Source organism: Winogradskyella poriferorum, from assembly GCF_050618035.1.
GTDB classification, from domain to species: domain Bacteria; phylum Bacteroidota; class Bacteroidia; order Flavobacteriales; family Flavobacteriaceae; genus Winogradskyella; species Winogradskyella poriferorum_A.
The window spans coordinates 583521-607508 of the sequence record NZ_JBODPY010000001.1; the positions used below are offsets into that span (position 1 = coordinate 583521).

25 protein-coding genes and 1 tRNA gene are annotated in these 23988 nt (G+C 35.4%); 11 read left to right on the forward strand and 15 right to left on the reverse strand.

Going from position 1 to position 23988, the window contains the following annotated elements; genetic code table 11:
• Positions 1-15: 15 nt before the first annotated feature.
• On the forward strand, positions 16-723 hold the full coding sequence (locus ACRHOC_RS02525) for a hypothetical protein (RefSeq protein WP_431156941.1): 708 nt from the start codon (positions 16-18) through the stop codon (positions 721-723).
• Positions 724-781: 58 nt separating this feature from the next.
• On the opposite strand, the gene ACRHOC_RS02530 is transcribed toward ACRHOC_RS02525, so the two are convergent.
• Entirely contained in the window at positions 782-2845 is a 2064-nt protein-coding gene (locus ACRHOC_RS02530) for a M13 family metallopeptidase (RefSeq protein ID WP_431156942.1), read from the reverse strand.
• A 98-nt stretch (positions 2846-2943) separates the two neighbouring features.
• A complete protein-coding gene (locus ACRHOC_RS02535; RefSeq protein ID WP_431156943.1) occupies positions 2944-3477 on the reverse strand; it encodes a hypothetical protein in 534 nt (177 codons plus the stop codon).
• A gap of 164 nt (positions 3478-3641) precedes the next feature.
• On the opposite strand from ACRHOC_RS02535, the gene ACRHOC_RS02540 reads away from it, so the two are divergent.
• Positions 3642-4598 carry an NAD-dependent epimerase/dehydratase family protein gene (locus tag ACRHOC_RS02540; protein WP_431156944.1) on the forward strand — a complete coding sequence of 319 codons (957 nt, stop codon included), beginning with the start codon at positions 3642-3644 and terminating at the stop codon, positions 4596-4598.
• A 36-nt stretch (positions 4599-4634) separates the two neighbouring features.
• Here the strand turns inward: ACRHOC_RS02540 and ACRHOC_RS02545 are convergent.
• Both ACRHOC_RS02545 and rseP read right to left on the reverse strand, forming a co-directional pair.
• Positions 4635-4708 (reverse strand) — tRNA-Asn (locus ACRHOC_RS02545).
• Positions 4709-4780: 72 nt separating this feature from the next.
• Positions 4781-6121 (reverse strand): RIP metalloprotease RseP, encoded by a 1341-nt coding sequence (gene rseP, locus ACRHOC_RS02550; RefSeq protein WP_431156945.1) that lies wholly within the window; start codon positions 6119-6121, stop codon positions 4781-4783.
• Between the two features lie 191 nt (positions 6122-6312).
• Here rseP and ACRHOC_RS02555 point away from each other — a divergent pair, with 191 nt between their 5' ends.
• The 4 genes from ACRHOC_RS02555 to ACRHOC_RS02570 all read left to right on the forward strand — a co-directional run bounded on the left by ACRHOC_RS02555 (position 6313) and on the right by ACRHOC_RS02570 (position 9523).
• Positions 6313-6987, forward strand: coding sequence for an SCO family protein (locus ACRHOC_RS02555; protein WP_431156946.1), 675 nt, complete (start codon positions 6313-6315; stop codon positions 6985-6987).
• Positions 6988-7065: 78 nt separating this feature from the next.
• Positions 7066-7293, forward strand: coding sequence for a FeoA family protein (locus ACRHOC_RS02560; RefSeq protein WP_431156947.1), 228 nt, complete (start codon positions 7066-7068; stop codon positions 7291-7293).
• On the forward strand, positions 7286-9385 hold the full coding sequence (gene feoB, locus ACRHOC_RS02565) for a ferrous iron transport protein B (protein ID WP_431156949.1): 2100 nt from the start codon (positions 7286-7288) through the stop codon (positions 9383-9385). Before ACRHOC_RS02560 ends, feoB begins: the two co-directional genes overlap by 8 nt.
• The gene (locus ACRHOC_RS02570) at positions 9386-9523 is read left to right on the forward strand and encodes a FeoB-associated Cys-rich membrane protein (RefSeq protein ID WP_431156950.1); all 138 of its coding nucleotides are present in this window, start codon (positions 9386-9388) and stop codon (positions 9521-9523) included.
• A 5-nt stretch (positions 9524-9528) separates the two neighbouring features.
• Here ACRHOC_RS02570 and ACRHOC_RS02575 read toward each other — a convergent pair whose 3' ends face one another.
• From ACRHOC_RS02575 to ACRHOC_RS02600, 6 genes are all read right to left on the reverse strand, one after another.
• On the reverse strand, positions 9529-10350 hold the full coding sequence (locus ACRHOC_RS02575; protein ID WP_431156951.1) for a ZIP family metal transporter: 822 nt from the start codon (positions 10348-10350) through the stop codon (positions 9529-9531).
• Between the two features lies 1 nt (position 10351).
• Positions 10352-11014: a metal-dependent transcriptional regulator gene (locus tag ACRHOC_RS02580; RefSeq protein WP_431156952.1), complete on the reverse strand. Its 663-nt coding sequence runs from the start codon at positions 11012-11014 to the stop codon at positions 10352-10354.
• A gap of 2 nt (positions 11015-11016) precedes the next feature.
• The gene (locus tag ACRHOC_RS02585) at positions 11017-11487 is read right to left on the reverse strand and encodes a thioredoxin family protein (protein ID WP_431156953.1); all 471 of its coding nucleotides are present in this window, start codon (positions 11485-11487) and stop codon (positions 11017-11019) included.
• Positions 11487-13841, reverse strand: a complete 2355-nt coding sequence (locus ACRHOC_RS02590; protein WP_431156954.1) for a TonB-dependent receptor — start codon at positions 13839-13841, stop codon at positions 11487-11489. The genes ACRHOC_RS02585 and ACRHOC_RS02590 overlap by 1 nt, the downstream gene beginning before the upstream one ends.
• 90 nt (positions 13842-13931) lie before the next feature.
• Positions 13932-14123, reverse strand: coding sequence for a hypothetical protein (locus tag ACRHOC_RS02595; protein ID WP_431156955.1), 192 nt, complete (start codon positions 14121-14123; stop codon positions 13932-13934).
• Between the two features lie 8 nt (positions 14124-14131).
• Positions 14132-14923, reverse strand: coding sequence for a TerB family tellurite resistance protein (locus tag ACRHOC_RS02600; RefSeq protein WP_431156956.1), 792 nt, complete (start codon positions 14921-14923; stop codon positions 14132-14134).
• Between the two features lie 119 nt (positions 14924-15042).
• Between ACRHOC_RS02600 and ACRHOC_RS02605 the strand changes: the two genes are divergently transcribed.
• The 3 genes from ACRHOC_RS02605 (at position 15043) to ACRHOC_RS02615 (ending at position 16911) form a co-directional block, all read left to right on the forward strand.
• A complete protein-coding gene (locus ACRHOC_RS02605; RefSeq protein WP_431156957.1) occupies positions 15043-15453 on the forward strand; it encodes a BrxA/BrxB family bacilliredoxin in 411 nt (136 codons plus the stop codon).
• Between the two features lie 67 nt (positions 15454-15520).
• Complete coding sequence (locus tag ACRHOC_RS02610) at positions 15521-16258, forward strand: lysophospholipid acyltransferase family protein (protein WP_431156958.1); 738 nt, start codon at positions 15521-15523, stop codon at positions 16256-16258.
• Entirely contained in the window at positions 16258-16911 is a 654-nt protein-coding gene (locus ACRHOC_RS02615) for an HD domain-containing protein (protein WP_431156959.1), read from the forward strand. Before ACRHOC_RS02610 ends, ACRHOC_RS02615 begins: the two co-directional genes overlap by 1 nt.
• A 1-nt stretch (position 16912) precedes the next feature.
• On the opposite strand, the gene ACRHOC_RS02620 is transcribed toward ACRHOC_RS02615, so the two are convergent.
• Positions 16913-17086 (reverse strand): hypothetical protein, encoded by a 174-nt coding sequence (locus ACRHOC_RS02620; RefSeq protein WP_431156960.1) that lies wholly within the window; start codon positions 17084-17086, stop codon positions 16913-16915.
• Positions 17086-17958 carry an AraC family transcriptional regulator gene (locus ACRHOC_RS02625; protein WP_431156961.1) on the reverse strand — a complete coding sequence of 291 codons (873 nt, stop codon included), beginning with the start codon at positions 17956-17958 and terminating at the stop codon, positions 17086-17088. Before ACRHOC_RS02625 ends, ACRHOC_RS02620 begins: the two co-directional genes overlap by 1 nt.
• A gap of 280 nt (positions 17959-18238) precedes the next feature.
• On the opposite strand from ACRHOC_RS02625, the gene ACRHOC_RS02630 reads away from it, so the two are divergent.
• On the forward strand, positions 18239-18796 hold the full coding sequence (locus tag ACRHOC_RS02630; RefSeq protein ID WP_431156962.1) for a hypothetical protein: 558 nt from the start codon (positions 18239-18241) through the stop codon (positions 18794-18796).
• 59 nt (positions 18797-18855) lie between these two features.
• Here ACRHOC_RS02630 and ACRHOC_RS02635 read toward each other — a convergent pair whose 3' ends face one another.
• Positions 18856-19929, reverse strand: a complete 1074-nt coding sequence (locus ACRHOC_RS02635) for a PA0069 family radical SAM protein (protein ID WP_431156963.1) — start codon at positions 19927-19929, stop codon at positions 18856-18858.
• A 370-nt stretch (positions 19930-20299) separates the two neighbouring features.
• Here ACRHOC_RS02635 and ACRHOC_RS02640 point away from each other — a divergent pair, with 370 nt between their 5' ends.
• Positions 20300-21724 (forward strand): Gfo/Idh/MocA family protein, encoded by a 1425-nt coding sequence (locus ACRHOC_RS02640; RefSeq protein ID WP_431156964.1) that lies wholly within the window; start codon positions 20300-20302, stop codon positions 21722-21724.
• On the opposite strand, the gene ACRHOC_RS02645 is transcribed toward ACRHOC_RS02640, so the two are convergent.
• Together ACRHOC_RS02645 and ACRHOC_RS02650 are read right to left on the reverse strand one after the other, a co-directional pair.
• Positions 21725-22507 carry an enoyl-CoA hydratase/isomerase family protein gene (locus tag ACRHOC_RS02645; protein WP_431156965.1) on the reverse strand — a complete coding sequence of 261 codons (783 nt, stop codon included), beginning with the start codon at positions 22505-22507 and terminating at the stop codon, positions 21725-21727.
• Between the two features lie 4 nt (positions 22508-22511).
• Positions 22512-23966, reverse strand: coding sequence for an ATP-binding protein (locus ACRHOC_RS02650; protein WP_431156966.1), 1455 nt, complete (start codon positions 23964-23966; stop codon positions 22512-22514).
• Between the last annotated feature and the right edge of the window lie 22 nt (positions 23967-23988).

Below are 23988 nucleotides of genomic sequence, written 5' to 3' on the forward strand. Positions count from 1 at the left end.
TAAAATTAATTAATAATGAAACAGACAACAATTGCATTAATGTTACTTTTCTCAGTTAGCGTTTTTGCACAAGGTAATGACGGACTTAAAACGCACTACGAAGCGTACTACAAACAAATGAAAAAGCAAGGTGATGTACAAGGGATAATCAGTGCCTTGACACATCTTAATGTATTAGACCCTTCTGTTGAAAGACAAGATACTTTAGCGTATTTATATTTATCTGAAGGTAAATATGTGCAGGCATTAAATACTATTGGTGTTGAGAAAAATGCAACGGACTCAGATATGAATGTTGAGGTAAAAGCTTTGGCTTTAAAAAACCTTAATCAGCCAAAAATGGCACTCGAACACTACGAGGAATTATTTAAGAGAAGTCCAAATCCTTATTTAGCATATGATATGGCAGACATGAAAATTCAAATTAATGATCTTGCTGGTGCACGTACTAATGTTGAATATGGTATCGCCAATGCCACTGTAGATCAAAAAAGAGCATTTTACGAGAGCCAACAACCGTATGAAACATCACTTAAAGCTGCATTTTTATGTCTAAATGGCTTACTAACATTTACTGAGGATAAAACCAATAATATTGATGCTGCATTAAAATTAATGAACGATGCGCTTGCTATCGATCCTAATTTTAACTTAGCCAAAGTAAGCAGACAAGCATTAGAATCTCAAAAAGCACAACTTGCTACAGAAGCTAGTAAAAACTAATTTGCTACTTAAACTCATAAAAAAATGCGACCTGATTGGGTCGCATTTTTTTTGGTCGTTACCATATTCTAACCCGCTGTTCAGGCGGTAGATACATAGCATCTCCTTCTTTTATATCGAAGGCTTCATAAAAAGCATCAATATTCTTTAAAGGTTGTGTTGCTCTAATTTGACCTGGTGAGTGTGGATCTGTCATTATCTGATTTCTTAATGCATCATCTCTAGACAATGTTCTCCATACGGTTGCCCAAGACATAAAGAAACGTTGCTCTGGTGTAAATCCATCGATTTTACCCGGTCTACCATTCTCTTCAAAAAATAATTGTAAGCCGTCGTAGGCTCCAAGTACACCACCAAGGTCACCAATGTTTTCACCTAATGTAAATGGACCATTTACAAAAACGCTATCTAATACTTCTATAGCAGAATATTGGTCTGCTAACGCTTTACCACGCTTTTCAAACTCGGTAAGGTCTTCTGGTGTCCACCAGTTGTTCACATTACCGTCTGCGTCAAATCTTGCACCAGAGTCATCAAAAGCATGAGAAATTTCATGACCAATAACTGCGCCAATACCACCATAATTCACAGCTTCATCTGCTGTATAGTTATAAAAAGGCGGTTGTAATATCGCTGCTGGGAATACAATTTCGTTATTTATAGGATTGAAGTATGCGTTCACCATTTGAGGTGGCATTCCCCAACGTTTTTTGTCAATTGGCTCATTAATCTCACTAAGATTTTCTTTTTGTTGCCACTCTAAAACAGCCATCATATTTTCAGTATAAGAGTTCCCCTCTTTAACCTTCATTTCTGAATAATCTCTCCACTCATCTGGGTAAGCAATCTTAACTGTGAATTTATCTAGTTTTTCGATAGCTTTTTTCTTAGTCTCATCTGTCATCCAATCTAACTTTTCAATTCTATTTTGAAAAGCTGTGATAACATTAGCAATCATCTTTTCTGCTTTCTCTTTTGCTTCTGGAGGAAACTTTGCTTGCACATATAATTGACCAACAGCTTCACCAACAGTACCATCTATGGTTCCTAGTGCACGTTCGTCAGCAGGACGCATTGCTTTAGATCCATTTAAGGTTTTTCCGTAGAACTCCCAATTGGCTTTTTCAATTTCTGGGCTTAAATACGCTGCAGCATCATCTAGTGTTCTCCAAGTCATTAGCGTCTTAATATCTTCAATGGAAGTAGTGTTTAAGAACTCATTCATTGCAACCATATAATTTGGTTGCATTACCATTACGGTATCTATTTGCTTTTCAATTCCCATATCATCCATCATCTTAGTCCAATTGATGCTTGGCGCCATAGCTTGAAGCTCTCCGACAGTTCTTGGGTTATTCATGTTTCTTACATCACGACTTGCTACTTTATCTAATCTTGGTTCAGCAAGTTGTGTCTCTAATTTAAGAACAAGCTCTGCAGCGGCTTTTGCATCTTCTTCAGAGTAATCAATATACTGTAGCATTCTTGTGATATGTGCCTTGTACTGTTCTCTTATTTCCTTATTCTTATCATCTTGCTCTAGATAATAATCGCGTTGTAATCCTAATCCTCCAGGTGCCACCCAACAGGTATTCATTGTACTGTTGTTTAAATCTGGTCCTGCCCCTATGCCTGCAAATGGAACAGATACACCAAGGTTTGTTGCGGCAACAACTTGTAAATCCTCAACAGACTTAATGCCTTTGATGGCTTCTAAGTATGGCTTTAAAGGTGTTACACCTGCTTCTGCCCTAGCCACCGTATCTAATTCAGATTCAAAAATTAAAAGTGCCTTTTTCTGATCAGATCCTTCTTTGTACGTCCCTAATTCTTTAGAAGTATTAAGAATCTCAAGTACATCTGCTCTTGTAGACTTACGTAATACACCAAATCCACCCCAACGAGACTCGTCGTCTGGAATTGTGTTTGTTTTCATCCATGTTCCATTAACGTAATTGTAAAAGTCATCTTTTGGACTTACCGAAGTATCCATGTTTTCTAATACAATTCCTGGAATTTTTTCTGCCGAAGCAGTGTCCTTATTGGCCTCCTCTTTACACCCTAAAATAGTAAAGCACGCCAATACTGTTATCGCTAGTACGCGATTTAGATTGGTATTCATAATGTGATTTTAATTAGTTCGAATTCGGTTTAATTATTAATAAGACTTGATTACCAAAGAAATGTTACAAGCAAACCAAATTTTAACGGAATATTCCTCTACTCTGCTTGGATCTTATCGTAGATATCTCGCTCTAATTTTTTGTTGATTTGAAAGTTTAAATTAGAATAAGCCGTTAAGACAGCTTCAAGGCTTTCTAATTGTTCAGTAGAGGTAATATTGTCTAAGGTTAAATCTGCATTTAGCTTCAATAATGTTGTTTCAACAATGGCAACTCTAGACAAAATAGGATTAGTTTGTAAGTTCTCAGGAACGTTAGATTTAAAGTCATCCACAAATTCAACCAACAGATTACTTTCACTATTGAAGAAGGACAAATCCACCTTTTTTAAGTAACTTATTTGTATGCCCAGCTCTTTATACTTTTCCCATGCCTCAACGGCTTCTTCAGCTTCAATACTTAATACGTAATCTGTATACTCAATATCTTCAACAGTCTTCTCGGTAATTTTAAATTCCTTTTGATTAGTATTCTCATCAGAATTTAAAGCCGTATCAATACTATTGGATTTTCCACACCCAAATAGCACTACTAGAATTGATAAATACAAAAATGAAACTGCGTTTCTCATACATTAAATTTACGCGTAAATATAATTAAACTATAATTTGTACTCGATATTATGCCATAGTATAAGTTTTTGAATAATCAATAATTACACTTCTTTTTTTGAGTATTTTTTAAGGTTATTTTCAATAGTTTCTTTCTATTTTTGATAATTATATAAAATCTAAAATGGGTTCTAAAATATTAATCATTGGTGCATGTGGGCAAATTGGCACAGAATTAACAGCAAAACTCCGCAGTATTCATGGCACCGATAATGTAATTGCCAGCGATATTAATACCAGAAAATTAGATTTGGTTAATGCTGGACCTTTTGAGATTATTGATGCTAAAAACTTTAATGCAATTAAAGACTGTTGTAAACTCTACAATATCGATACGGTATATCTCATGGCTGCACTGCTCAGCGCGACTGGCGAAAAATATCCTATGGAGGCTTGGGACCTTAATATGAATTCCCTATTTCACGTGTTAAACCTCGCTAAGGGTGGCACTATAAAAAGGGTATACTGGCCAAGTAGTATTGCCGTTTTTGGCCCATCGACTCCAAGAGTCAATACACCTCAGCATACCATTTGCGAACCTACAACCGTCTATGGTATTACCAAACAGGTTGGTGAACGTTGGTGTGAATACTACCATAACAAATATGGCGTTGATGTTAGAAGTTTAAGGTATCCTGGCATTATAAGCCATAAAGCAATGCCTGGTGGTGGTACAACAGATTATGCAGTTGAAATTTATCATGAGGCATTAAAATCTGGTAGTTATGAATGTTTCTTGTCTGAAAACACCAGCTTACCAATGATGTTTATGGACGATGCTATAAAAGCAACTGTAGATTTAATGGAAGCACCTGCTGAAGCTATAAGCATAAGATCATCGTACAACTTATCTGCTATAACCTTTACGCCAAAGGATATCTTTGAAAGTATTAAACAACATATTCCAGAATTTAAGATTACCTACAAACCAGACTTTAGACAAGATATTGCCGATAGTTGGCCATCATCAATTGATGATAGTGTTGCACGTAAAGATTGGAACTGGCAACATAGTTTTGATTTAGATAGTATGACTGAGGTGATGCTCAAAGAATTAAAAAAGAAATACGGGAATAAATAGACAAAAAAAAGCCACTTCGTTTGAAGTGGCTTTTTGCTCCTCAGACTGGGCTCGAACCAGTGACCCTCTGATTAACAGTCAGATGCTCTAACCAACTGAGCTACTGAGGAAAATATTTTTTCGCATTAGCGAGCGCAAATATAATTTATTTTTTAATCTCTACAATATGAAAAATGAATTTTTTAATTGGTAATTGCTTTGAAAATATCATTCCCATTGGCAAATAATACCAGTGCAATTAAAATAAAAAATCCAACAATTTGTGCCTGCTCTAAAAACTTTTCGCTTGGTTTACGGCCAGAAACCATTTCGTATAACAAAAACATAACGTGCCCACCATCTAAAGCTGGTATTGGCAATAAGTTTAAGATGGCTAGCATAATGGATAAAAATGCTGTTAAGCCCCAGAAATATGGCCAACTCCAAACGCTAGAGAATTGATCGTAGATCGCTTTAAATCCACCAAGCCCTTTGTAAGCTCCAGTCTTAGGATTAAAAATCGCTGCAAGTTGGTCACCATAATTACTAATGGTTTTGGTGAATTTTCGCCATCCAGCACCAAAACTTTCACCAAAAGTGTATGATTTACGGGTTACTTCGTAATAACCTAATTCTTCAAATTTTGGGTGGATTTTATAGGGTCTTAAGCCAAATTTACCGTCTTTATCAACTTTTAACTCAGTTGTTAAGCGCTTATCTTCACGAATAATCTCGGCAGTCACCAATGTATTTTTAGTCTCACCAACAACCTCATCTAATTGATCGAAGTACTTTAACTCCTTTCCATTCACCGAAGTTATGATATCACCTACTTTTATATTGTTGGCTTTATTAGCTGAAGTGTCTGCAATTTCAGCGACCATAAAAGGAACACGATATTCAAAAAGATCGCGATTACCAGATGAAGAAAGCTGTCCTAGAAAATCTTCAGGTAAGTCAATTGTTTTTGTGTCCTCACCTCTTTTAACCGTTATCTTCTCCGCTTTTATAATATTTAAGCCTATGTCACTATCGTTGATAATAGGTATATCATTAATGGATACGACTTTGTCTCCTGTTTTAAATCCAGCCTCTTCTAGAGTTTCATTAGCAACCCAATAACCATCCTTTAGACTATTTACGTTTACTACAGAATCGCCATATGCAAAGGATACAGCCACATAGATCACATAAGCTAAAATGAAGTTTACGGTTACACCTCCCAACATAATAATCAGACGTTGCCATGCTGGCTTAGATCTAAATTCCCATGGCTGTGGTGGCTGCGCCATCTGCTCTTTATCCATGCTCTCATCTATCATTCCAGCGATTTTCACATAACCGCCAAGTGGCAACCAACCAATACCATAAACCGTTTCCCCTATTTTCTTTTTAAAAAGCGAAAACTTTACATCAAAAAACAAGTAGAATTTCTCCACCTTAGTTTTAAAAAGTTTAGCAGGTATAAAGTGTCCCAACTCATGTAATACAATGAGTAGAGATAAACTGAGTAAAAATTGAGATATTTTTATAACGAATTCCATTCCGGGATTTTCAAAATTGAGATTGACAAAAGTAATCTTTTCAAGGCATTTAGAAAACAAATGCAAATTCAATCAATTCCTTTTTAACAAGGATTTAAAAATCTAGGTCCTAATTCATTACAAATCTGTTAAAAATATTCGCTTAAAGAACAAGTAGTCGTACCTTTGCAAACCAATAAATGCAAATATTTATGTCCTTTCTATCATTTTTTAAAGACTATAAAAAATTCGGAATTTTCTTTTCGATTATGTGCTTTATTATCATCGCTATTTTCTACAATATTTTAAATGTAAAAAAGCCTTTACCAATCTATCAGCCAGCTATGGTAAGTGAAGAATTGGTTGACAGTACCATTCAACATAAGGCAAAATACCACAAGATTGCAGATTTTAGCTTAATAAATCAAAATGGTGAAATTGTTACACAAGAGACCTACAAGGATAAAATTTATGTGGCAGACTTCTTTTTTACAACCTGCCCAACTATTTGTCCGATTATGACTGATCATATGTATGAAATACAAAAGGAAATTATCAGTGATGATGACGTTATGCTCTTATCACATTCGGTAACTCCCAAAATTGATAGTGTCGCACGGTTAAAAAAATATGCCAAGGAAAAGGGTGTAATTGATCGAAAATGGAATCTGGTTACAGGTGATAAAAAACAGATTTACGAATTAGCAAGAAAGAGCTATCTCGCTGTTAAAAACGATGGCAATGGTGACGAGTATGATATGATTCATACTGAGAATTTTATGCTTATTGATAAGAAACGACAAATTCGTGGTTTCTACGATGGTACAAATCCTGATGACATTTCAAAATTGTTGGAGGATATAGAAGCCTTGAAAGAAGAATCTTAAATTCTTCTGAAAAGCAATAAGTTGAAATTATTATTTAGCTTATTTTTGCTTCTTTAAAATAATTCTAAATAAGACTAGGTGACTTTAGCAGATTTAAAAAGAGGGCAAAAAGGCGTCATAACAGATGTGTCTTCTATACATATTCCTCTTAAACTGTTAGAAATGGGTTGCCTTCCTGGTAATGACGTAGAACTAGTGCAAGTTGCACCTTTTTCAGATCCTATGTACCTGAATATTAATGGGTCGCATTTAGCCATAAGAAAGGAAACTGCAAATCACATTTTAATAGAGACTACTGATGAGTAAACAAATTAACGTTGCACTCATTGGTAATCCCAATACAGGTAAAACCTCGGTTTTTAATGTTCTGACAGGTTTAAATCAAAAGGTTGGAAATTATCCTGGTATTACAGTTGAAAAAAAAGAAGGGATCTGCAAATTACCACGTGGTGTTAAAGCCCATATTATTGACCTTCCAGGAACGTATAGTTTAAATGCCTCTTCTTTAGATGAGAACGTCGTTATAGAGCTTCTTTTAAATAAAAACGACAAAGATTTTCCAGATGTTGCGGTCGTAGTTAGTGATGTTGAAAATCTAAAACGTAATCTACTTTTATTTACACAAATCAAAGACTTAGAGATCCCAACCATATTGGTGATTAATATGTCAGATCGAATGGCTTACAAAGGGATTTCCTTAGATATTCCGTATTTAGAAGAACAACTTCAGACAAAAATTGCACTGATTAGTACACGAAAGAATGAAGGTATTGACCAATTGAAAGAATTGATTACTTCCTATAAATCATTATCAACAAAACCTTGTGTTGATGCTTCTTCAATCGACCCTCAGTATTTTGAAAGTCTACAGAATGCCTTTCCTAGTCAGCTTTTATATAAGTTATGGTTAGTCATTACACAAGATGTAAATTTTGGTAAAACGGATAGAAATACTATTGATGCCGTTTCAGAGTTTAAGACAAAATCCAATGCAGATTTAAAGCGTCTTCAGCAAAAAGAAACTATTAAACGTTACCAATTTATAAACAATACCCTAAAAAAGGGTCAGACTATAGATTTAGAATCAGCAAAGGATATCCGAATTAAGCTCGATAGAATCTTAACCCACAAGGTTTGGGGTTATGTCATTTTTGCAGCCATTTTACTATTAATATTTCAGGCGATATATGATTGGTCTAGCGTCCCAATGGATTTTATAGATGAATCTTTTGCGTCATTAAGTGAATGGGTTAAAGCTTCCTTACCAGAAGGTATATTTACCAATTTACTCGCTGAAGGTATTATAGCAGGACTTGGTGGTATTGTTATTTTCATTCCACAGATTGCCTTTCTCTTCTTGTTTATTGCTATTCTCGAAGAAAGTGGCTACATGAGTCGCGTTGTGTTTTTAATGGACAGGATAATGCGACGGTTTGGCCTTAGCGGAAAAAGTGTTGTGCCTCTGATCTCGGGAACAGCTTGTGCTATACCAGCAATTATGGCAACGCGTAATATTGAAAGTTGGAAAGAGCGACTTATTACTATTCTTGTAACGCCATTTATAACGTGTTCGGCACGTTTACCAGTATACCTCATTATTATAGCACTAGTTATTCCTGAAGGTCGATTTTTAGGTCTAAGTTATCAGGCATTAACACTAATGCTTCTATATCTCATAGGATTTGGTGCTGCCGTGGGTTCAGCTTACATTTTAAATAAGATTCTAAAAATTAAAAGCAAGTCGTTCTTTGTGGTTGAAATGCCTAATTACAAAGTACCTTTATTTAAAAATGTAGCTATAACGGTAATTGAAAAAACTAAGGCTTTTGTTTTTGGTGCAGGAAAAATAATCTTAGCAATTTCTATTATACTTTGGTTTTTAGCCTCATTTGGACCAGGCGAACAATTTAATAATGCTGAGCAAATTGTTACAGAACAGTATGCTTCTGAAAACTTAAGTGATGAAGAGCTCGATCAAAAAATAGCATCACACAAACTGGAGAACTCCTTTATTGGGATAACAGGACGCACCATAGAACCTGTGATAAAACCGCTTGGTTATGATTGGAAAATCGGTATTGCGATACTGAGTTCATTTGCGGCAAGAGAAGTCTTCGTTGGTACGCTAGCAACCATATATAGCGTTGGTAGTGATGAGGAAGAAACGATAAAAAACAGAATGGCTGGCGAAACAAATTCTAGTACAGGTGGCACCTTATTTAATTTTGCCTCAGGTATTTCTTTGTTGCTCTTCTATGCATTTGCGATGCAATGTATGAGTACATTGGCTATTGTAAAACGAGAAACCAATTCTTGGAAGTGGCCAGTCTATCAATTAGTGGTTATGACCGTATTTGCGTATCTTGTAGCATTGATCGCTTATCAAGTTTTATTTTAAATGAACACAATTTTACAAAACATATTAGCTTTTTCAGTCTTAGGTATGGCAGTTCTCTACCTATTTAAAACCTTTGTATGGTGGCCAAAGAAAAAAGCTAAAAAAGCGTGTGGTGATGACGACTGTGGTTGTCACTAAATTAATTATCCTAGACCTACGTCTAAGGTCATCATAACAATAAATCCTCCTATAAATCCTAAAGTTGCAATATCAGTATACTTATCGCGCTGCGTTTCTGGAATCACCTCTTCTACAACCACAAAAATCATAGCTCCTGCGGCGAAGGCTAATGCGTATGGTAATATAGGTTGAAAAAAGGTTACGGCTAAGGCACCAAGCACTGCTGCCATCGGCTCTACAATTGCAGACATTTGTCCGTACCAAAAACTTTTAAACTTACTCACACCATGACGTCGTAAAGGCATCGATACAGCAAGGCCTTCCGGGAAATTTTGAATTCCTATACCTAACGCTAAAGCTACAGCACCACCAATTGTAGCTTCTGGTATTCCAGCAGCTACACCTCCAAATAATACACCTACGGCCAACCCTTCTGGTATGTTATGTAATGCTATTGCCAGTACTAAGAGTGTAGTGCGACGCCAAGGTGTTTTTACACCTTCTTTCTCTTCTTCCCTAAAATTAATATGTAAATGAGGTAACACCTTATCTAATCCAAAAATGAATAAGGCGCCTAAAGCGAATCCAACCACTGCCGGAATTACTTTTACAAAACCTTCACCTTCACTCATTTCAATTCCAGGCGCTAACAGACTCCAAAAACTTGCAGCAACCATTACACCTCCAGTAAATCCTAGCATACCGTCTAAAAGTGCTCTGTTCATTCCTCTAAAGAAGAAAACCAAAGATGCACCAGCAGCTGTTAATATCCAGGTAAACAAAGAGGCATAAAGTGCCCCTAAAACAGGATCTATAGATTCAAAATATTGTATTACACTTTCCATACTATGATAGTTTAGTTACGTAAATATTATTTGTTATAGTCTTGGACATACTCCTATTTTCGCCATTAATAGTAAAACTCATAGACTGATCAAAATCCTCAATGTCTAGGACAACAAGTTTTGTCCCAATCTGTATTTGATGCTTGTCTAAATATTTTAGGAATTTTGATGATGAGTCTTGTACACCTACACATTTATAAGTACTACCCACTTGAGCTTTAGATAAAATAATTTTATCTGTTCGCATTATTTGACCATCCTTGTCTGGTATGGGATCGCCATGAGGATCGTGAGTAGGATAATCCAAAAATGTATCTAACTGATTAATTAATTTCGGAGACTTGATATGCTCCAATTGTTCTGCTACATCATGTACTTCATCCCAAGTGAAATTTAATTTATCAACCAAAAACACTTCCCAAAGTCTATGTTTTCTAATGATATCTACGGCTGTTAATCTCCCCTTTTCAGTTAAGTTAACACCCTTGTATTTTATGTAAGTAATAAAGCCTTTTTCAGCCAGTTTCTTTAGCATATCAGTAACTGAAGACGCTTTTGCATCAATCTTCTCCGCAATAGCATTAGTACTTACGTCACTCTTAGTGGTCTGACTAATATGATATATGGCCTTTAAATAATTTTCTTCTGTTAAGGTAACGGACATAACTATTCTTCCTTTAATATACTTAACATCTCAGTAGGTGAAATATAGCGATAAAATCGTTTTTCGATTTCGAAATCCTCGTTCAAAATAACTGTTGCAGGTAGTTCTATGGTTTCATTTGGTCTTCCGGCAAGATACTCTGGAATTTGGTGTATTGGGTTACGCTTTTTACCAAATTGTTCATTTACAAAAGTTTTACGGCCAAATTGAATGATTTCATTGGATTCTACATTGAATTTTACAGCATAGTATCCATCATTAAGTATAGTTTTCACATCTTCTTTAGAATAAACCGAACGGTCCATCTTCTTGCAATACACACACCAATCTGCGTAGAAGTATACCAATACTTTTTTTGGTTGTGCTTCCAGCGCATTTTCCAATGCTTCAAAATCAAGCCAATTAATCTTAGTTTCCTGTGCTTCTACAAACACGGTGAAAAAGAGAATCGATATGATTAGGCAAATACGCATTAATGCAATTTTCCGATTTTAATGCCCACAAAGAAAGTTCTCGGTAAAGCAGGTCCATAAACATAATCAGAATCTCGTGTTGGACCACTATCAAAGTCATCCTGAAAACTATTGAACAAGTTCTTTACACCAGCATTTAAAGTTAATTGAAAGTCTTCAGAAACATCAAAATGTGTCTCCGCATTAAAATTAAGATCAAAAAAGCTTGGACTTTCATTTAAACTTAAAAATCCTGAATCACTTACAACGAAGGGCACAATCATTTCACCAGTAAATGTTCCTGTAACTGATAGACTAAAACGTTCATTAGGTGTCCAGTTAGTATTTAAGTATCCATAAAAATTGGGATTCCTCACAAATTCTGACACGAGTATATCCGATTCATTTGGTTTAGATCCATCAGTCTCAAACAAAACCTGATCTTCATCATAGGCTGAATTCTGTAAGGTTCCTCCAAATTGGAACAACCATTTCTTAGAAGGTGAAACACCAAATTCAAAATTAGCACCATAAACCCTTGCACCTTCTCCATTTCTAACCTCTTCTACAATAGATCCATTAGGTAACTGCACACCTGTGCTTACCAAAGTAAACGGATTCTCCAAGCTGGTATAAAACCCTTCGAGTAAAAAGTTAGTCTGAGTTGTATTAAAGTCTTTTGTGAAATTTAAAGATGCTGTGTATGCATTCGAAAATTCTGCCTCAAGATCATTAGATAATATGACAAACTGAGGTTCTCCTCCCACAGACGAAATGTGTAAATCTTCATTAAAGGCTTGAGGCGCTCTAAATCCTCTTGCATAACCACCTCTTAATTTTAAATCATCTGAAATTTCATAGGCCAAGGTAATTCGAGGATTCAATGTGGTCTGTGAAATATCTACGCCACGTTCAATGTCACCAACTCTATAAATACCATCAACATTAATATGATCTAAACGTGTACCTATAAGTGCCGAAAATGTATCATTTGGTTTCCATTCATACTGTCCATAAATGCCCAAAGCATGAACATTCTGGTCAACAAGTCTGTTATAACCTGTAATATTGTCCTCCGTAGTACTAATGTTATACTCTATTCCCGTAGTCAATACATCACGCTTAAACTGGCTAGTAAACTGAAATCCATTGGCAACAGCCAAATCCTTAGTAACACCATAAGCATTTAATGCGGTAAGACTATCTTGAGCCGTTCTTCCGCCACCTAATCCACCATAATAACTATCTCTATCTGTGTATTGAACAGAGCTGTAAATAGAGTAAAACTTATCGTTTTTAATGTTATTAAAATCATAACTGAGGCCTCCCATAATGGTATTGTGTTCTAGCTCTTCTGTTATATCCGTTAAATGTGGCGCTAAATCGAGTCGGTCACCACCACGTCTATATTCGTTTAATACGGTTGCATCTAGGGTTAATCGGCTTGCGTCAGTAGGCTTATAATACACCTTTGTGCCAAACGTGGTGTTTTTTAACTCTACCATTTCGGTAAAACCATCGTCATTCGCATCCCATTCATCTCGGTTTCTATGAATCCCATAAAACGTTGCACCTGTTTTTAAATCGTCTGAAACAATAGATGTATTAAAGTTTAAAACGCGATCTGGTGTATCTCCATCTACCAATCCTAAGTAACCTCCAACTTCCCAAGTATTTAATACAGGGTCTTTAGTGATGATATTTACAGTTCCTGCAATGGCATTAGATCCAAATAAAGCAGAGCCTCCGCTTCGAACAATTTCAACCCTGTCAATGATTTGGGTTGGAATTTGCTCCAAACCATATACACTATTTAAAGCACTAAAAACCGCTCGACTATTTACAAGTATTTGAGAATAACTTCCATCCAAACCGTTTAGTCTTACTTGGGTAAAACCACAATTTTGACAATTGGTCTCTACCCTTACTCCAGGTGAGAAATTTAAACTTTCGGAAACCGCCAAAGACTGTGTTGCATTTATTAGTTTTTCACCCAAGGTATTGACTATTATAGGAGCTTCTTTTTTATTTACCCGATTTCGGGTTGCACTCACTACAACCTCATCCAAACCTAATAAGTCCTCCTCTAATTCAATTAATAAGTTGTCCTTGTTTTCTTTGGTAATTGAAATGGCTTCATTTTTAAGCTTAAAGCCTAAGGCCTTCACACTTAAACCATAATCTCCAAGGGGAATCTCTAACGTGAATAGACCATCTTTATTAGAATAGGCTATATAGGTGTTGCTCCCACCTTGAAATTTAATCGACGCATAAGCAATAGGTTGATCTTCTACTTTTACAACACCTGATATTACACCATTTTGTGCCAAACAGATATTTGCAATGAAAAGAAACAGTACTATTTTCAACCTCATTTATTCAATTTTTCTGCAAATATAAATATATTTTTAGATTAATCTAAAAAAGTAAGCATAAGACTCTGAAATATCCTATTATTATTGGTGCTAAAGCTCTAAATTGTGCTCAGATTTACTCTGATTTACCTCATCAACATGCTCGATCTTTTGCATTTTAAACGTGCTCGGATGTTCTAATATACCCAATGAAGAATCTGGGTTGTCATTAGTATTAACAACAAGCTTTATAATAACAAGTGCTAGAATAATAATAAATCCTGTACCGAGTAGCCACAACATAAATAGACTTATTTAAACCCTCTTTCTTTTTGAATATGCTCATAAGCTTCCTGAACCTGCCTAAACTTTTCCTCTGCACCTTCCTGATGTTCTTCTCCTAAATGCCCAACACGGTCTGGATGATATTTTTTGGCCATGCGTCTATAGGCTTTTTTAACCTCATCATCTGAAACAGTCTTATCAATCTCTAATATCTTGTAAGCATTATCTGTGCTGTTGTAAAACATAGCTTTAATACTCTCATAGTCCTTACTACTAATCCCTAAGTATCCTGAAATCGTATAGATTTCCTTTAACTCGTCGCTAGTAACATGTCCGTCTGCTTTCGCAATGCCAAATAAAAAATGAAGTAATTGCAAACGCGAAGGATGATCCATCATTTGCTTTATCTGCAAGGACACCTGTCTTTTAGAAATGTTTTGTTTTGTAATCCGTTTAAAGAGATCGAATGCATGATTTGCGCGTTCCTTACCATACATATTTCTAAACTGCTGACGTACAAAATCTAGCTCTCTCATATCTTGCTTACCATCTGCCTTAATAACAATAGACGCAAGGATTAAAAGACTAACCTCAAAGTCTCCAGATTGGGTTTTTGGTCGCCTACGTTGTGTTTCATAATTTGGTTTTCGGCGATAAGGATCACGCCTTCTGCGTCCTGTTTGCCTCTCACCAATTAAGGGACTACCTGCATCTGCCATGTTATCTACAAAACTGCCAATTGCTAAGCCAATTATGGCTCCTATTGGCCCTCCAAATGACCAACCAATTGCACCACCTATCCATTTTGCAAAACTCATATTTATCTATAGATTTTATGAATGCCTAAATATACTATTTGTTAGTGTATAGCTTCTACTATTTGTTACACATTTGATATCTTTGCAACTCTAAAAGTGTTAATTTAAAGGAATAAAATATGTATCCAGCAGAATTAGTTAAACCAATGCGCGAAGATTTAACAAACGTTGGTTTTGAAGAATTACATACAACAGAAGCAGTAGATGCGGCTTTAGCAAAAGAAGGTACCACTTTAGTGGTTGTAAATTCAGTTTGTGGTTGTGCAGCAGCAAATGCTAGACCAGGTGCAAGACAGAGTTTGCAAAATGCTAAGCGCCCAGACAACTTAGTTACTGTTTTTGCAGGTGTAGATAGAGATGCTACTGATAAGGCAAGAGAATATATGATTCCATTTCCTCCAAGTTCGCCAAGTATGGCCTTATTTAAAGATGGAGAATTGGTGCATATGTTAGAGCGTCATCACATTGAAGGAAGACCAGCAGAACTTATTGCTGAGAATTTAATGGATGCCTACAACGAGCATTGCTAGACAAAATTATTCAGTATGAATTTTTAAAAAGACCACGATATTTATCGTGGTTTTTTAATTTTACAGCATGCGAAAACTACTTGCTTATCCTATCACGGTTTTATACTTTCTATGCTTTGGACTAACCTTAGTTATTTTCCATCCTATACAATGGTTTTGCAATAATGTATTTGGTTATAAAGCCCATAAAATCAGTGTAGATTGTCTTCAATTTTTTTTAATGCGCTGTCTAAATGTTCTTGGCACTCGATTCTCATTTAATAATCCACATCATATTGAAAAGGGTATCCCATTAATCTTAGTTGCCAATCATCAGAGTATGTATGACATTCCTCCATTGATTTGGTTCCTGCGTAAACATCATGTAAAATTTATAAGTAAGAAGGAGTTAGGAAAAGGCATACCAAGTGTATCCTATAATCTTAGACATGGCGGATCTGTCCTTATTGACCGCAAAGATGCTTTTGGTTCGATTAAAGCCATCCAAGAATTTGCACAACGTGTGGAACAAAGAAAATGGGCTGCTGTCATTTTCCCAGAAGGTACTCGAAGTAGGGATGGCCATCCCAAACCATTTAAAACTAAAGGCCTAATAACCATGTTTAATCATATGCCTTCTGCCTTGATAGTACCCATAACAATAAACAACTCATGGAAGACCTTACGCTATGGTAAATTCCCAATGGGACTTGGAGCACATATTAAATATACCGTCCATAAACCCATAGCCTTAACAGAAAGTAAGGATCGTAAAGAATTAATCTCAGAAATAGAAAAGACCATAACTGAAGCTATAATTGTTTAATGGATACCGTTTTAATAGATAAGACTAAACACTTTGTAAAATCAGAATTACGCAATGCTGAGGGTGGGCATGATTGGTTTCATACAGAACGTGTGTTTAATAACGCCTTACTAATTGCCAAAAGTGAAAAGGTAGATATTAATGTGGTTGCCCTAGCCTCCTTATTGCATGACATCGCAGACTCTAAATTTCATAATGATGATGAAACCATTGGACCAAAAAAGGCGAGTCAATTTCTGTTGAAAAACAATGTAGATAGTGTCATTATTGAGCATGTTGTAAAGATCATTGAAAACATGTCTTTTAAAAACACTTTTGATGGTGGACAAATGTTCAATTCTAAAGAATTAGAGGTCGTTCAAGACGCAGATCGCTTAGATGCTATTGGTGCTGTTGGAATAGCAAGATGTTTTAATTATGGTGGTTTTAAAAATAGGGCACTTTACAACCCTGAAATTAAGCCAAATCTGAATATGACTAAAGCTGAATATAAAAATTCAGATGCTCCAACCATCAATCATTTTTACGAAAAATTATTACTTCTTAAAGATCGAATGAACACCAAAACTGGGAAACGAATTGCTTCTAAACGACATAACTATATGTTAGGGTTTCTAGAGCAGTTTTACGAAGAGTGGAATGGTAAGCTTTAGATTAATTAGTTTTTGCAATTTCCAAGGCTGTTAACTTATATTCTATTATAGCCATCTCTTCACCAAGCTGAATTAATTCATCTGCACTTACATTATCACTCTTATTAACCTTATCCAATATTTTCTGCCCTTTACTTGTGTAATACTCTATGGCAATGTCTATTTTATTATCCATTATTGAACCATTAATTTTAACTCACTTCTATATTTTGATGCACTCTTTCCTGTAAACTCTTTGAATAATTTATTGAAGTGCGAAAAATTATTAAATCCACATTCAAAACTGATATCAGTAATGCTCATTTGACTTTCCGATAATAGTTTTGTGGCATGTACAACACGATATTCATTAACTAATTTAGTAAAGGTCTTTCCTGTAACTTTTTTGAAGTAACGACAAAAGGCAGGAACAGTCATACTCACCTTTTCTGCAATTTCATCCAAGCTTATATGTTCCTTAAAATTGTCATTGATATGATTAAAAATGATATCGACCTTGGCGCTATCTTGTGGCTCTGTTTCAAAGGCATAACCATCTGCATTAAGAATCACATAATCTTCAGACTTTGCCAAACCATGTAAAATTTCTAGTAAAACAAGAATTTTCTTAAATCCCTCCTTTTCTGATAGCTTTTCAATTTTTTTACCAATTTTCTGTTTGGTCTTAACACCGAAAAGAATGCCACTCTTAGCACGTTCAAATAACTTGTTAATCCCTTCCATTTCTGGAATATCAAAAAAATAATCCCCCAAAAACTCTTGTTTAAACTGAACGATGGTTTCTGTTCCATTAACAGTTAAACGATCAGTAAAACCATTATGAGGGAGATTAGAGCCTATTAAAAGTAACTGACTGTTATTAAAATAAGAGAGATGATTACCAATGTGCCTTTTGCCTTTACCCTTATTAACATATACCAATTCAATCTCTGGGTGGAAATGCCAAAAGGGTTTTTTCTCACCTATATAAGTTTCGTGTTTAATAACACGCATAGAGCTCCCAAACTCTGGGCTTATCTTTTCTAAAGTAGGTTTTCTTGTCTTCATAGCTTATTGACTATCACAAAATTACGGGCAAATGTACTTCTAAATCTATATACAATTACCAACTTTATATACTATATTAACATTATATGCTATTTTAACTTCGTTTAGGGTTAATTATGTATATAAATATGCCAAAATGCTTGTTTTTCAGCTTGTGCTTCCAACATAAATTTGCAGTGTTGAATCATAAAAACTGATATAGACAATTTTCAAAATGATGAATAATTAAAATTAAAAAGCGAAAATTAAATTCAGTTCAACCCCAAAAAAGAGGAAACAAATGAAAACATTAATTAGAAGTATTTTGGTAGTAGCAATAATGTTAGGAACATCTACAAGCTACGCGAGTAAGATGAGAACGGTTAATCCATACTCTCAATTTGTAAATGAAGGCAATCATATTTCGGTTTATGACGCTTCTGGTAACGTAATATATTCTGGTACAATAAAAAATAACGGAAACTTAATCAGACTATACGATTTTACACAACTAGATAATGGTGTTTATAAAGTAGAAATAAACAAAGCCTTTGAAATAGAAGTAAGTTCTATTGAAGTTAATAATAGAACCGTAAAATTTGTTGAAGATTCGAGCCACAAAATTTTTAAGCCTGTATTTAGAAATGAAGATGCAAGACTTATTATTTCTAAGCTTGGAGCAGATACAAAAGAAATGAAAGTAAATCTATATTTTGAAGACAACTTAATTTATTCAGATACAGTTAAGGGATCTGAAGTATTAAATAGAGTCTACAGATTAGATGAATCTTTACCTGGTGAATATACTGCGGTAGTTAAATCAAATAACCGTGTATTTACCGAGAATTTTAGAATATAGATTGTTGTTTATATATTAGTTTTTATTTAGTTAGAAGTGGGCTCAGGCCCACTTCTTTTTTAGAATAATTTAAACTGACCTGTTTTAAATTGTTCATGTAATTGGTCATTTAGCTTCGGCATTGCCTTTCCTTTAAAATATTTAGCCTTTGCTAATCGCATAGTATCGTTAATTTGCTTGGCGATCTGCCCTTCACCTCGCATTCTAACTCCAAACCGGCTCTCATTTAAGCTACCTCCATGACAATCGGAAATTTGGTTTAATACTTTATCTGCCTTATCTGGTAGAGTTTTTCTAATCCAATCGGAAAAAATTTCCCCAATTGCACCATTTAAGCGTACTATAGTATGTACAATACTTAAGGCTCCGGCTTCTGATACTGCCTTGGCCATTGGTAATATTTCATGGCTATTTATCGATGGAATTATTGGTGCCAGCATTACATTAACCGGAATACCATGTTCGCTAAGCACTTTAACAGCCTTTAATCTTTTCTTTGAAGTTGCTGTTCTAGGTTCTAATAGACGTCTGTTTTGTTCAGACAATGACGTAATGGAAATATTCACTGCAATTAAATTGTCTTTAGAAAGTTCTTGTAATAGGTCCAAATCTCTAAGAATAAGGGCATTCTTTGTAATGATTCCAACCGGATGCTTGTATTTTAAAAATACCTTTAGGCAATCTCGAGTAATTTCTAGTTTCTTCTCAATGGGTTGATAGCAATCGGTGTTTCCAGACATCACAATGGTTTTAGCCTTCCAAGTCTTTTTTCTAAGAAGCGTGTCTAAAAGTTTTGGCGCGTCTTTTTTTATTAGAATTTTCCGTTCAAAATCTAATCCTGCACTATAACCCCAAAATTCATGACTATTACGAGCATAACAATAAATACAACCATGCTCACAACCTTGATATGGATTCATGGAATAGGCCATACCAACATCTGGACTTGTTACTTTATTGACTATAGATTTAGGGTAAACATTAATATAGTTAGTCTTGTTATTATCACTTGATTCTCCTTCTTTTTCACAATACTCCAAGAAATCATCTCTCATCTTGTGATTCAATTCAAAGAATCGATTTTTAACATTTAACTGTGCACCACGACCATTAATTACAGATTTGGAATTCATACCTCTAAATTAGTCTATGGACATTCAAACTCTAGCTACAGGATGTAGTATTGTTATTCCCTATTGTCCTAACACCAATTCCTAAGTCAAAATAGTATATAAATTAGTTAATGTTCTTGTTTTTAGATAGTTATATTCTTTTCATTTTTGTAATAAACTACTTTACTTATGAAAACATCATATGTATTGCTCGCCTTTTTAAGCCCATTTCTTATTCTTGTATTTTTAATGGTAAGCCCCTTTTATATGTTGCATAGAATTGTAAGTTCTAAGCAAAACTAAAGCACTCCGTATAGGCATTTGCAGTCCTTTTTTTGGTATTAGATTTTATTGTACCTTCATAAGGTATTAACCAACATTCCTATTATTTATGAAGCGTAGAAAATTTATCAAGAAAACCGCTGGTGCGACCGTTGCATTCTCAATTGTTCCAAGTTTTGTTCTAGGAAAGACGCATGTTCCTCCTAGTGATACCTTATACGTTGCGGCGATAGGTGTTGGTGGCCGAGGTGCAGGTATCGTTCGAGGTTTAAATTCTAATAAGAATGTGAAATTTGTCGCCTTATGCGATGTAGATGATAAACTTGCTAAAGGTAGCTACAAACTGGTTCCTGATGCGAAGCGCTATAAAGATTTTAGGAAGTTGTACGATAACCACGTAAATGAAATCGATGCCTTTTCCGTTGGTACTCCAGACCATACACATGCCGTTATTTCTTTACCCTTTATGAGAGCTAAGAAACATGCTTATATCGAAAAACCACTCACACATAATATATACGAGGCACGCTTAATGGCTAATGTAGCTAAAGAACATGGAATTGTAACCCAAATGGGAAATCAAGGAAGCTCAGGTGATGGTATACGTGAAGCACAAGAATGGATTGATTCTGGTGTCATTGGAACTATAGAAAAAGTTGATTGCTGGACTAACCGTCCTGTATGGCCACAAGGTCTTAGAAATATAAATGAAGGTGAACCTGTACCAAAACATCTAGATTGGGATTTATGGTTAGGCCCAGCTGAAAATCGTCCTTATCACTCTGCTTATCTTCCATTTAAATGGAGAGGATGGTGGGACTTTGGTACTGGTGGCCTCGGTGATATGGGCTGTCATATTATGGAAACACCTTTTAAAACTTTAGGATTAGGATATCCTTATGAGGCTGAGGCCAGTTGTACGACAGTTTGGGCTGGTGATTTTGTTGAAGCCAATTACAACAAAGCCTGTCCCCCTTCTTCCATAGTTAGATTAAAATTTGAAACCGAAAAGCATGGAAAAGTTGACCTTAACTGGTACGATGGTGGTATAATGCCAGATTTACCCGACGAACTAAAAGATGGCGAATTTATTGGTGATTGGAGTGGAGGCACTGTGTTTTACGGAACAAAAGGTATGTTGGTTACGGATTGCTATTCTGGTAACCCAAGACTGCTGCCAAGTAGCACAATGAACTATTTTAATAAACCAGAACCAACCATTCCTAGAGTTAAAAACGGTGCCAACGGTCATATAGACCAGTGGGTTGAAGCTTGTTTAACTGGTATTAAAACCTCATCCCCTTTTGATTACGCCGGACCATTAACGGAGTCTGTCCTAATGGGGAATTTGGCAATAAAAGCGTTTCAGTTCAAAGTGCTAAAAGAAGGTAAGAAACCAACAGATTGGGCACCTTTTGATTATCCTGGTCGGAAAAAATTACTCTGGGACGGTGAAGCCATGAAGGTTACCAATTATGACAAAGCCAATGAATGGGTAACTAGAAACTATCGCAAGGGTTGGGAAGTAAAATAATTAAGCTCCAGGAAAATCTGCTTTTCTCTTTTCTAAGAAAGCGGTGGTTCCTTCCTTAAAATCTTCTGTTCCAAAGCAATTACCAAACGATTCAATTTCAACATCGAATCCATTAATCCCGTCTTCATAATTGGCATTAATTGCGCGTATTGCCTCTGAAATTGCTACCGAAGAATTACGCATTATTTTACCTGCAATTTTTTCGCATAACGGTAATAATTCTTCTTGTGACACCACATGATTTACAAGACCATAACTTAATGCCTGATTCGCATCAATCATACCAGCCGTCATTACCATTTCCATTGCTCTTCCTTTACCAACCAATTGTGGTAAACGTTGCGTACCACCATAGCCAGGTATTACACCAAGAGATACCTCAGGGAGACCCATTTTTGCATTGGTGCTTGCAACTCTAAAATGACAAGCCATAGCTAATTCTAACCCTCCACCTAATGCAAAACCATTTACTGCTGCAATAACAGGCGTACTTAAATTCTCTACAAAATCAAAAAGTAAAGCCTGTCCTTGTGCGGCTAGTTTACCACCTTCTTCTATATTAAAATCTGCAAATTCACTTATATCAGCTCCCGCAACAAAGGCTTTTTCACCACTGCCTGTTATTACAATTACTTTGGTATCATTATCATTGTTAGCTTCATCTAATGCATCATGTAATTCTTGAATAGTGTCTTTATTCAGGGCATTTAATTTACTAGGTCTATTAATTGTAATTACTGTTATCCCATTTGAAAACTGAGATAAAATGTTCGTGTAGCTCATATATTTATTCTTTTGGAAAGGAAACTGTAAATAAAGTGCCTTCTCCTATTTGAGAAGTAAAGTTAATACTTCCATTAAAGGTTTCCACAATATTTTTTACCATGGCCAAGCCAAGTCCCATTCCACTTGTTTTTGTAGTAAACTTTGGTTCAAATATTTTTGACTTTGTGTCATCTGTAATGCCACTACCGTTATCTTTAACTGTAATATTAACGTTTGTACCAGTACTAAAAACTCGAACATCAATTCGTGGATCTGTCTTATCCTTTGGCATCGCTTGTATACTATTTTTTACAAGGTTGGTAACAACACGAATCAACTGCGTCCTATCAAATTTGGCAATGATCTCCTCAGATTCAGCACTAAAACTTATATAATGTTCATTAAAAATATCTAGCGCTAGCTTTACAATATTCACCACATTGAGGACCTCACTTTTCTGAGCTGGCATTTTAGCAAAATTTGAAAATGCAGAGGCAATAGAACTCATGGTGTCTATCTGTTGTATCAATGTCTTGCTATATTCATCTACTTTTTGATCAATATCTGGATCTTGAGGGTCGAACTTACGCTGAAAACTCTGAACGCTCAAACGCATTGGCGTTAGTGGATTCTTTATTTCGTGAGCTACCTGTTTTGCCATTTCTCGCCAAGCTTGTTCGCGCTCACTGGTAGCAAGCTTAACAGCACTTGCCTCGAGCTCATCAATCATACTATTATAAGAGTTTACCAAACTACCTATTTCTTCACTAGACGTTTCGATTTCTATCTTTTTATTACGTTTTTCAAGACGAAGTTCGTTCATCTTATCACTAATTGTTTTTAGTGATTTGGTGATATATTTTGAGATAAAATAGGCAAATACTATTGCCGCCAATATCATTGCTAAATAGGCATAACCCAAACGCAATAAGAACTCATTCAACTCTCTATTTAGAAAGTCATCATTCTCGAGATAGGGTAAATTAAGAATGGCCAAATTCTTAAATTTTTCGTCTGTGATATAAGAGTACGAAGACTGAAAGGTTTGACCGTTTTCTTGAATTTTTACCACGTGCCTATGATCTACTGTATTAGCCAAAGTATTTAATATTTCAGCATCGATACATATCTCAGTGGTATCTCTTTGAATCGTTCGCTTAGAACTTTTTAGCAGTTGCCCTTCAAGATCATATAGATTTATTTGAAGATTATGGATGGCATCAATATCAAAGATTTCATCCTTAAAAATCAACGGTATATTCTCAGTTGTAACAGGATAAGTTGTCTCCTTAATTGCAAACTCAATACTTTGCCTAATGGCTTTTTCTTTTCGTTCTAAACGTTCTCTATGGTAGTCCCTTGCTTCCTCGTTATACTGATAAATTGTAACTGCCGCGATAAGAATAGAAGCCAATAATACAAGTAGTATCATTGCGATAAAAATTCGGGAGCGTAAGGACAGTTTTTTAAGCTTCATTGCGGTTTATAATGCATTAAAT

Coding starts and splice junctions, on each gene's coding strand:
- ACRHOC_RS02525 (WP_431156941.1), top strand. CDS start 16: ATGAAACAGACAACAATTGCATTAATGTTACTTTTCTCAGTTAGCGTT.
- ACRHOC_RS02530 (WP_431156942.1), bottom strand. CDS start 2,845: ATGAATACCAATCTAAATCGCGTACTAGCGATAACAGTATTGGCGTGC.
- ACRHOC_RS02535 (WP_431156943.1), bottom strand. CDS start 3,477: ATGAGAAACGCAGTTTCATTTTTGTATTTATCAATTCTAGTAGTGCTA.
- ACRHOC_RS02540 (WP_431156944.1), top strand. CDS start 3,642: ATGGGTTCTAAAATATTAATCATTGGTGCATGTGGGCAAATTGGCACA.
- rseP (WP_431156945.1), bottom strand. CDS start 6,121: ATGGAATTCGTTATAAAAATATCTCAATTTTTACTCAGTTTATCTCTA.
- ACRHOC_RS02555 (WP_431156946.1), top strand. CDS start 6,313: ATGTCCTTTCTATCATTTTTTAAAGACTATAAAAAATTCGGAATTTTC.
- feoB (WP_431156949.1), top strand. CDS start 7,286: ATGAGTAAACAAATTAACGTTGCACTCATTGGTAATCCCAATACAGGT.
- ACRHOC_RS02570 (WP_431156950.1), top strand. CDS start 9,386: ATGAACACAATTTTACAAAACATATTAGCTTTTTCAGTCTTAGGTATG.
- ACRHOC_RS02575 (WP_431156951.1), bottom strand. CDS start 10,350: ATGGAAAGTGTAATACAATATTTTGAATCTATAGATCCTGTTTTAGGG.
- ACRHOC_RS02580 (WP_431156952.1), bottom strand. CDS start 11,014: ATGTCCGTTACCTTAACAGAAGAAAATTATTTAAAGGCCATATATCAT.
- ACRHOC_RS02585 (WP_431156953.1), bottom strand. CDS start 11,487: ATGCGTATTTGCCTAATCATATCGATTCTCTTTTTCACCGTGTTTGTA.
- ACRHOC_RS02590 (WP_431156954.1), bottom strand. CDS start 13,841: ATGAGGTTGAAAATAGTACTGTTTCTTTTCATTGCAAATATCTGTTTG.
- ACRHOC_RS02595 (WP_431156955.1), bottom strand. CDS start 14,123: ATGTTGTGGCTACTCGGTACAGGATTTATTATTATTCTAGCACTTGTT.
- ACRHOC_RS02600 (WP_431156956.1), bottom strand. CDS start 14,923: ATGAGTTTTGCAAAATGGATAGGTGGTGCAATTGGTTGGTCATTTGGA.
- ACRHOC_RS02605 (WP_431156957.1), top strand. CDS start 15,043: ATGTATCCAGCAGAATTAGTTAAACCAATGCGCGAAGATTTAACAAAC.
- ACRHOC_RS02610 (WP_431156958.1), top strand. CDS start 15,521: ATGCGAAAACTACTTGCTTATCCTATCACGGTTTTATACTTTCTATGC.
- ACRHOC_RS02615 (WP_431156959.1), top strand. CDS start 16,258: ATGGATACCGTTTTAATAGATAAGACTAAACACTTTGTAAAATCAGAA.
- ACRHOC_RS02620 (WP_431156960.1), bottom strand. CDS start 17,086: ATGGATAATAAAATAGACATTGCCATAGAGTATTACACAAGTAAAGGG.
- ACRHOC_RS02625 (WP_431156961.1), bottom strand. CDS start 17,958: ATGAAGACAAGAAAACCTACTTTAGAAAAGATAAGCCCAGAGTTTGGG.
- ACRHOC_RS02630 (WP_431156962.1), top strand. CDS start 18,239: ATGAAAACATTAATTAGAAGTATTTTGGTAGTAGCAATAATGTTAGGA.
- ACRHOC_RS02635 (WP_431156963.1), bottom strand. CDS start 19,929: ATGAATTCCAAATCTGTAATTAATGGTCGTGGTGCACAGTTAAATGTT.
- ACRHOC_RS02640 (WP_431156964.1), top strand. CDS start 20,300: ATGAAGCGTAGAAAATTTATCAAGAAAACCGCTGGTGCGACCGTTGCA.
- ACRHOC_RS02645 (WP_431156965.1), bottom strand. CDS start 22,507: ATGAGCTACACGAACATTTTATCTCAGTTTTCAAATGGGATAACAGTA.
- ACRHOC_RS02650 (WP_431156966.1), bottom strand. CDS start 23,966: ATGAAGCTTAAAAAACTGTCCTTACGCTCCCGAATTTTTATCGCAATG.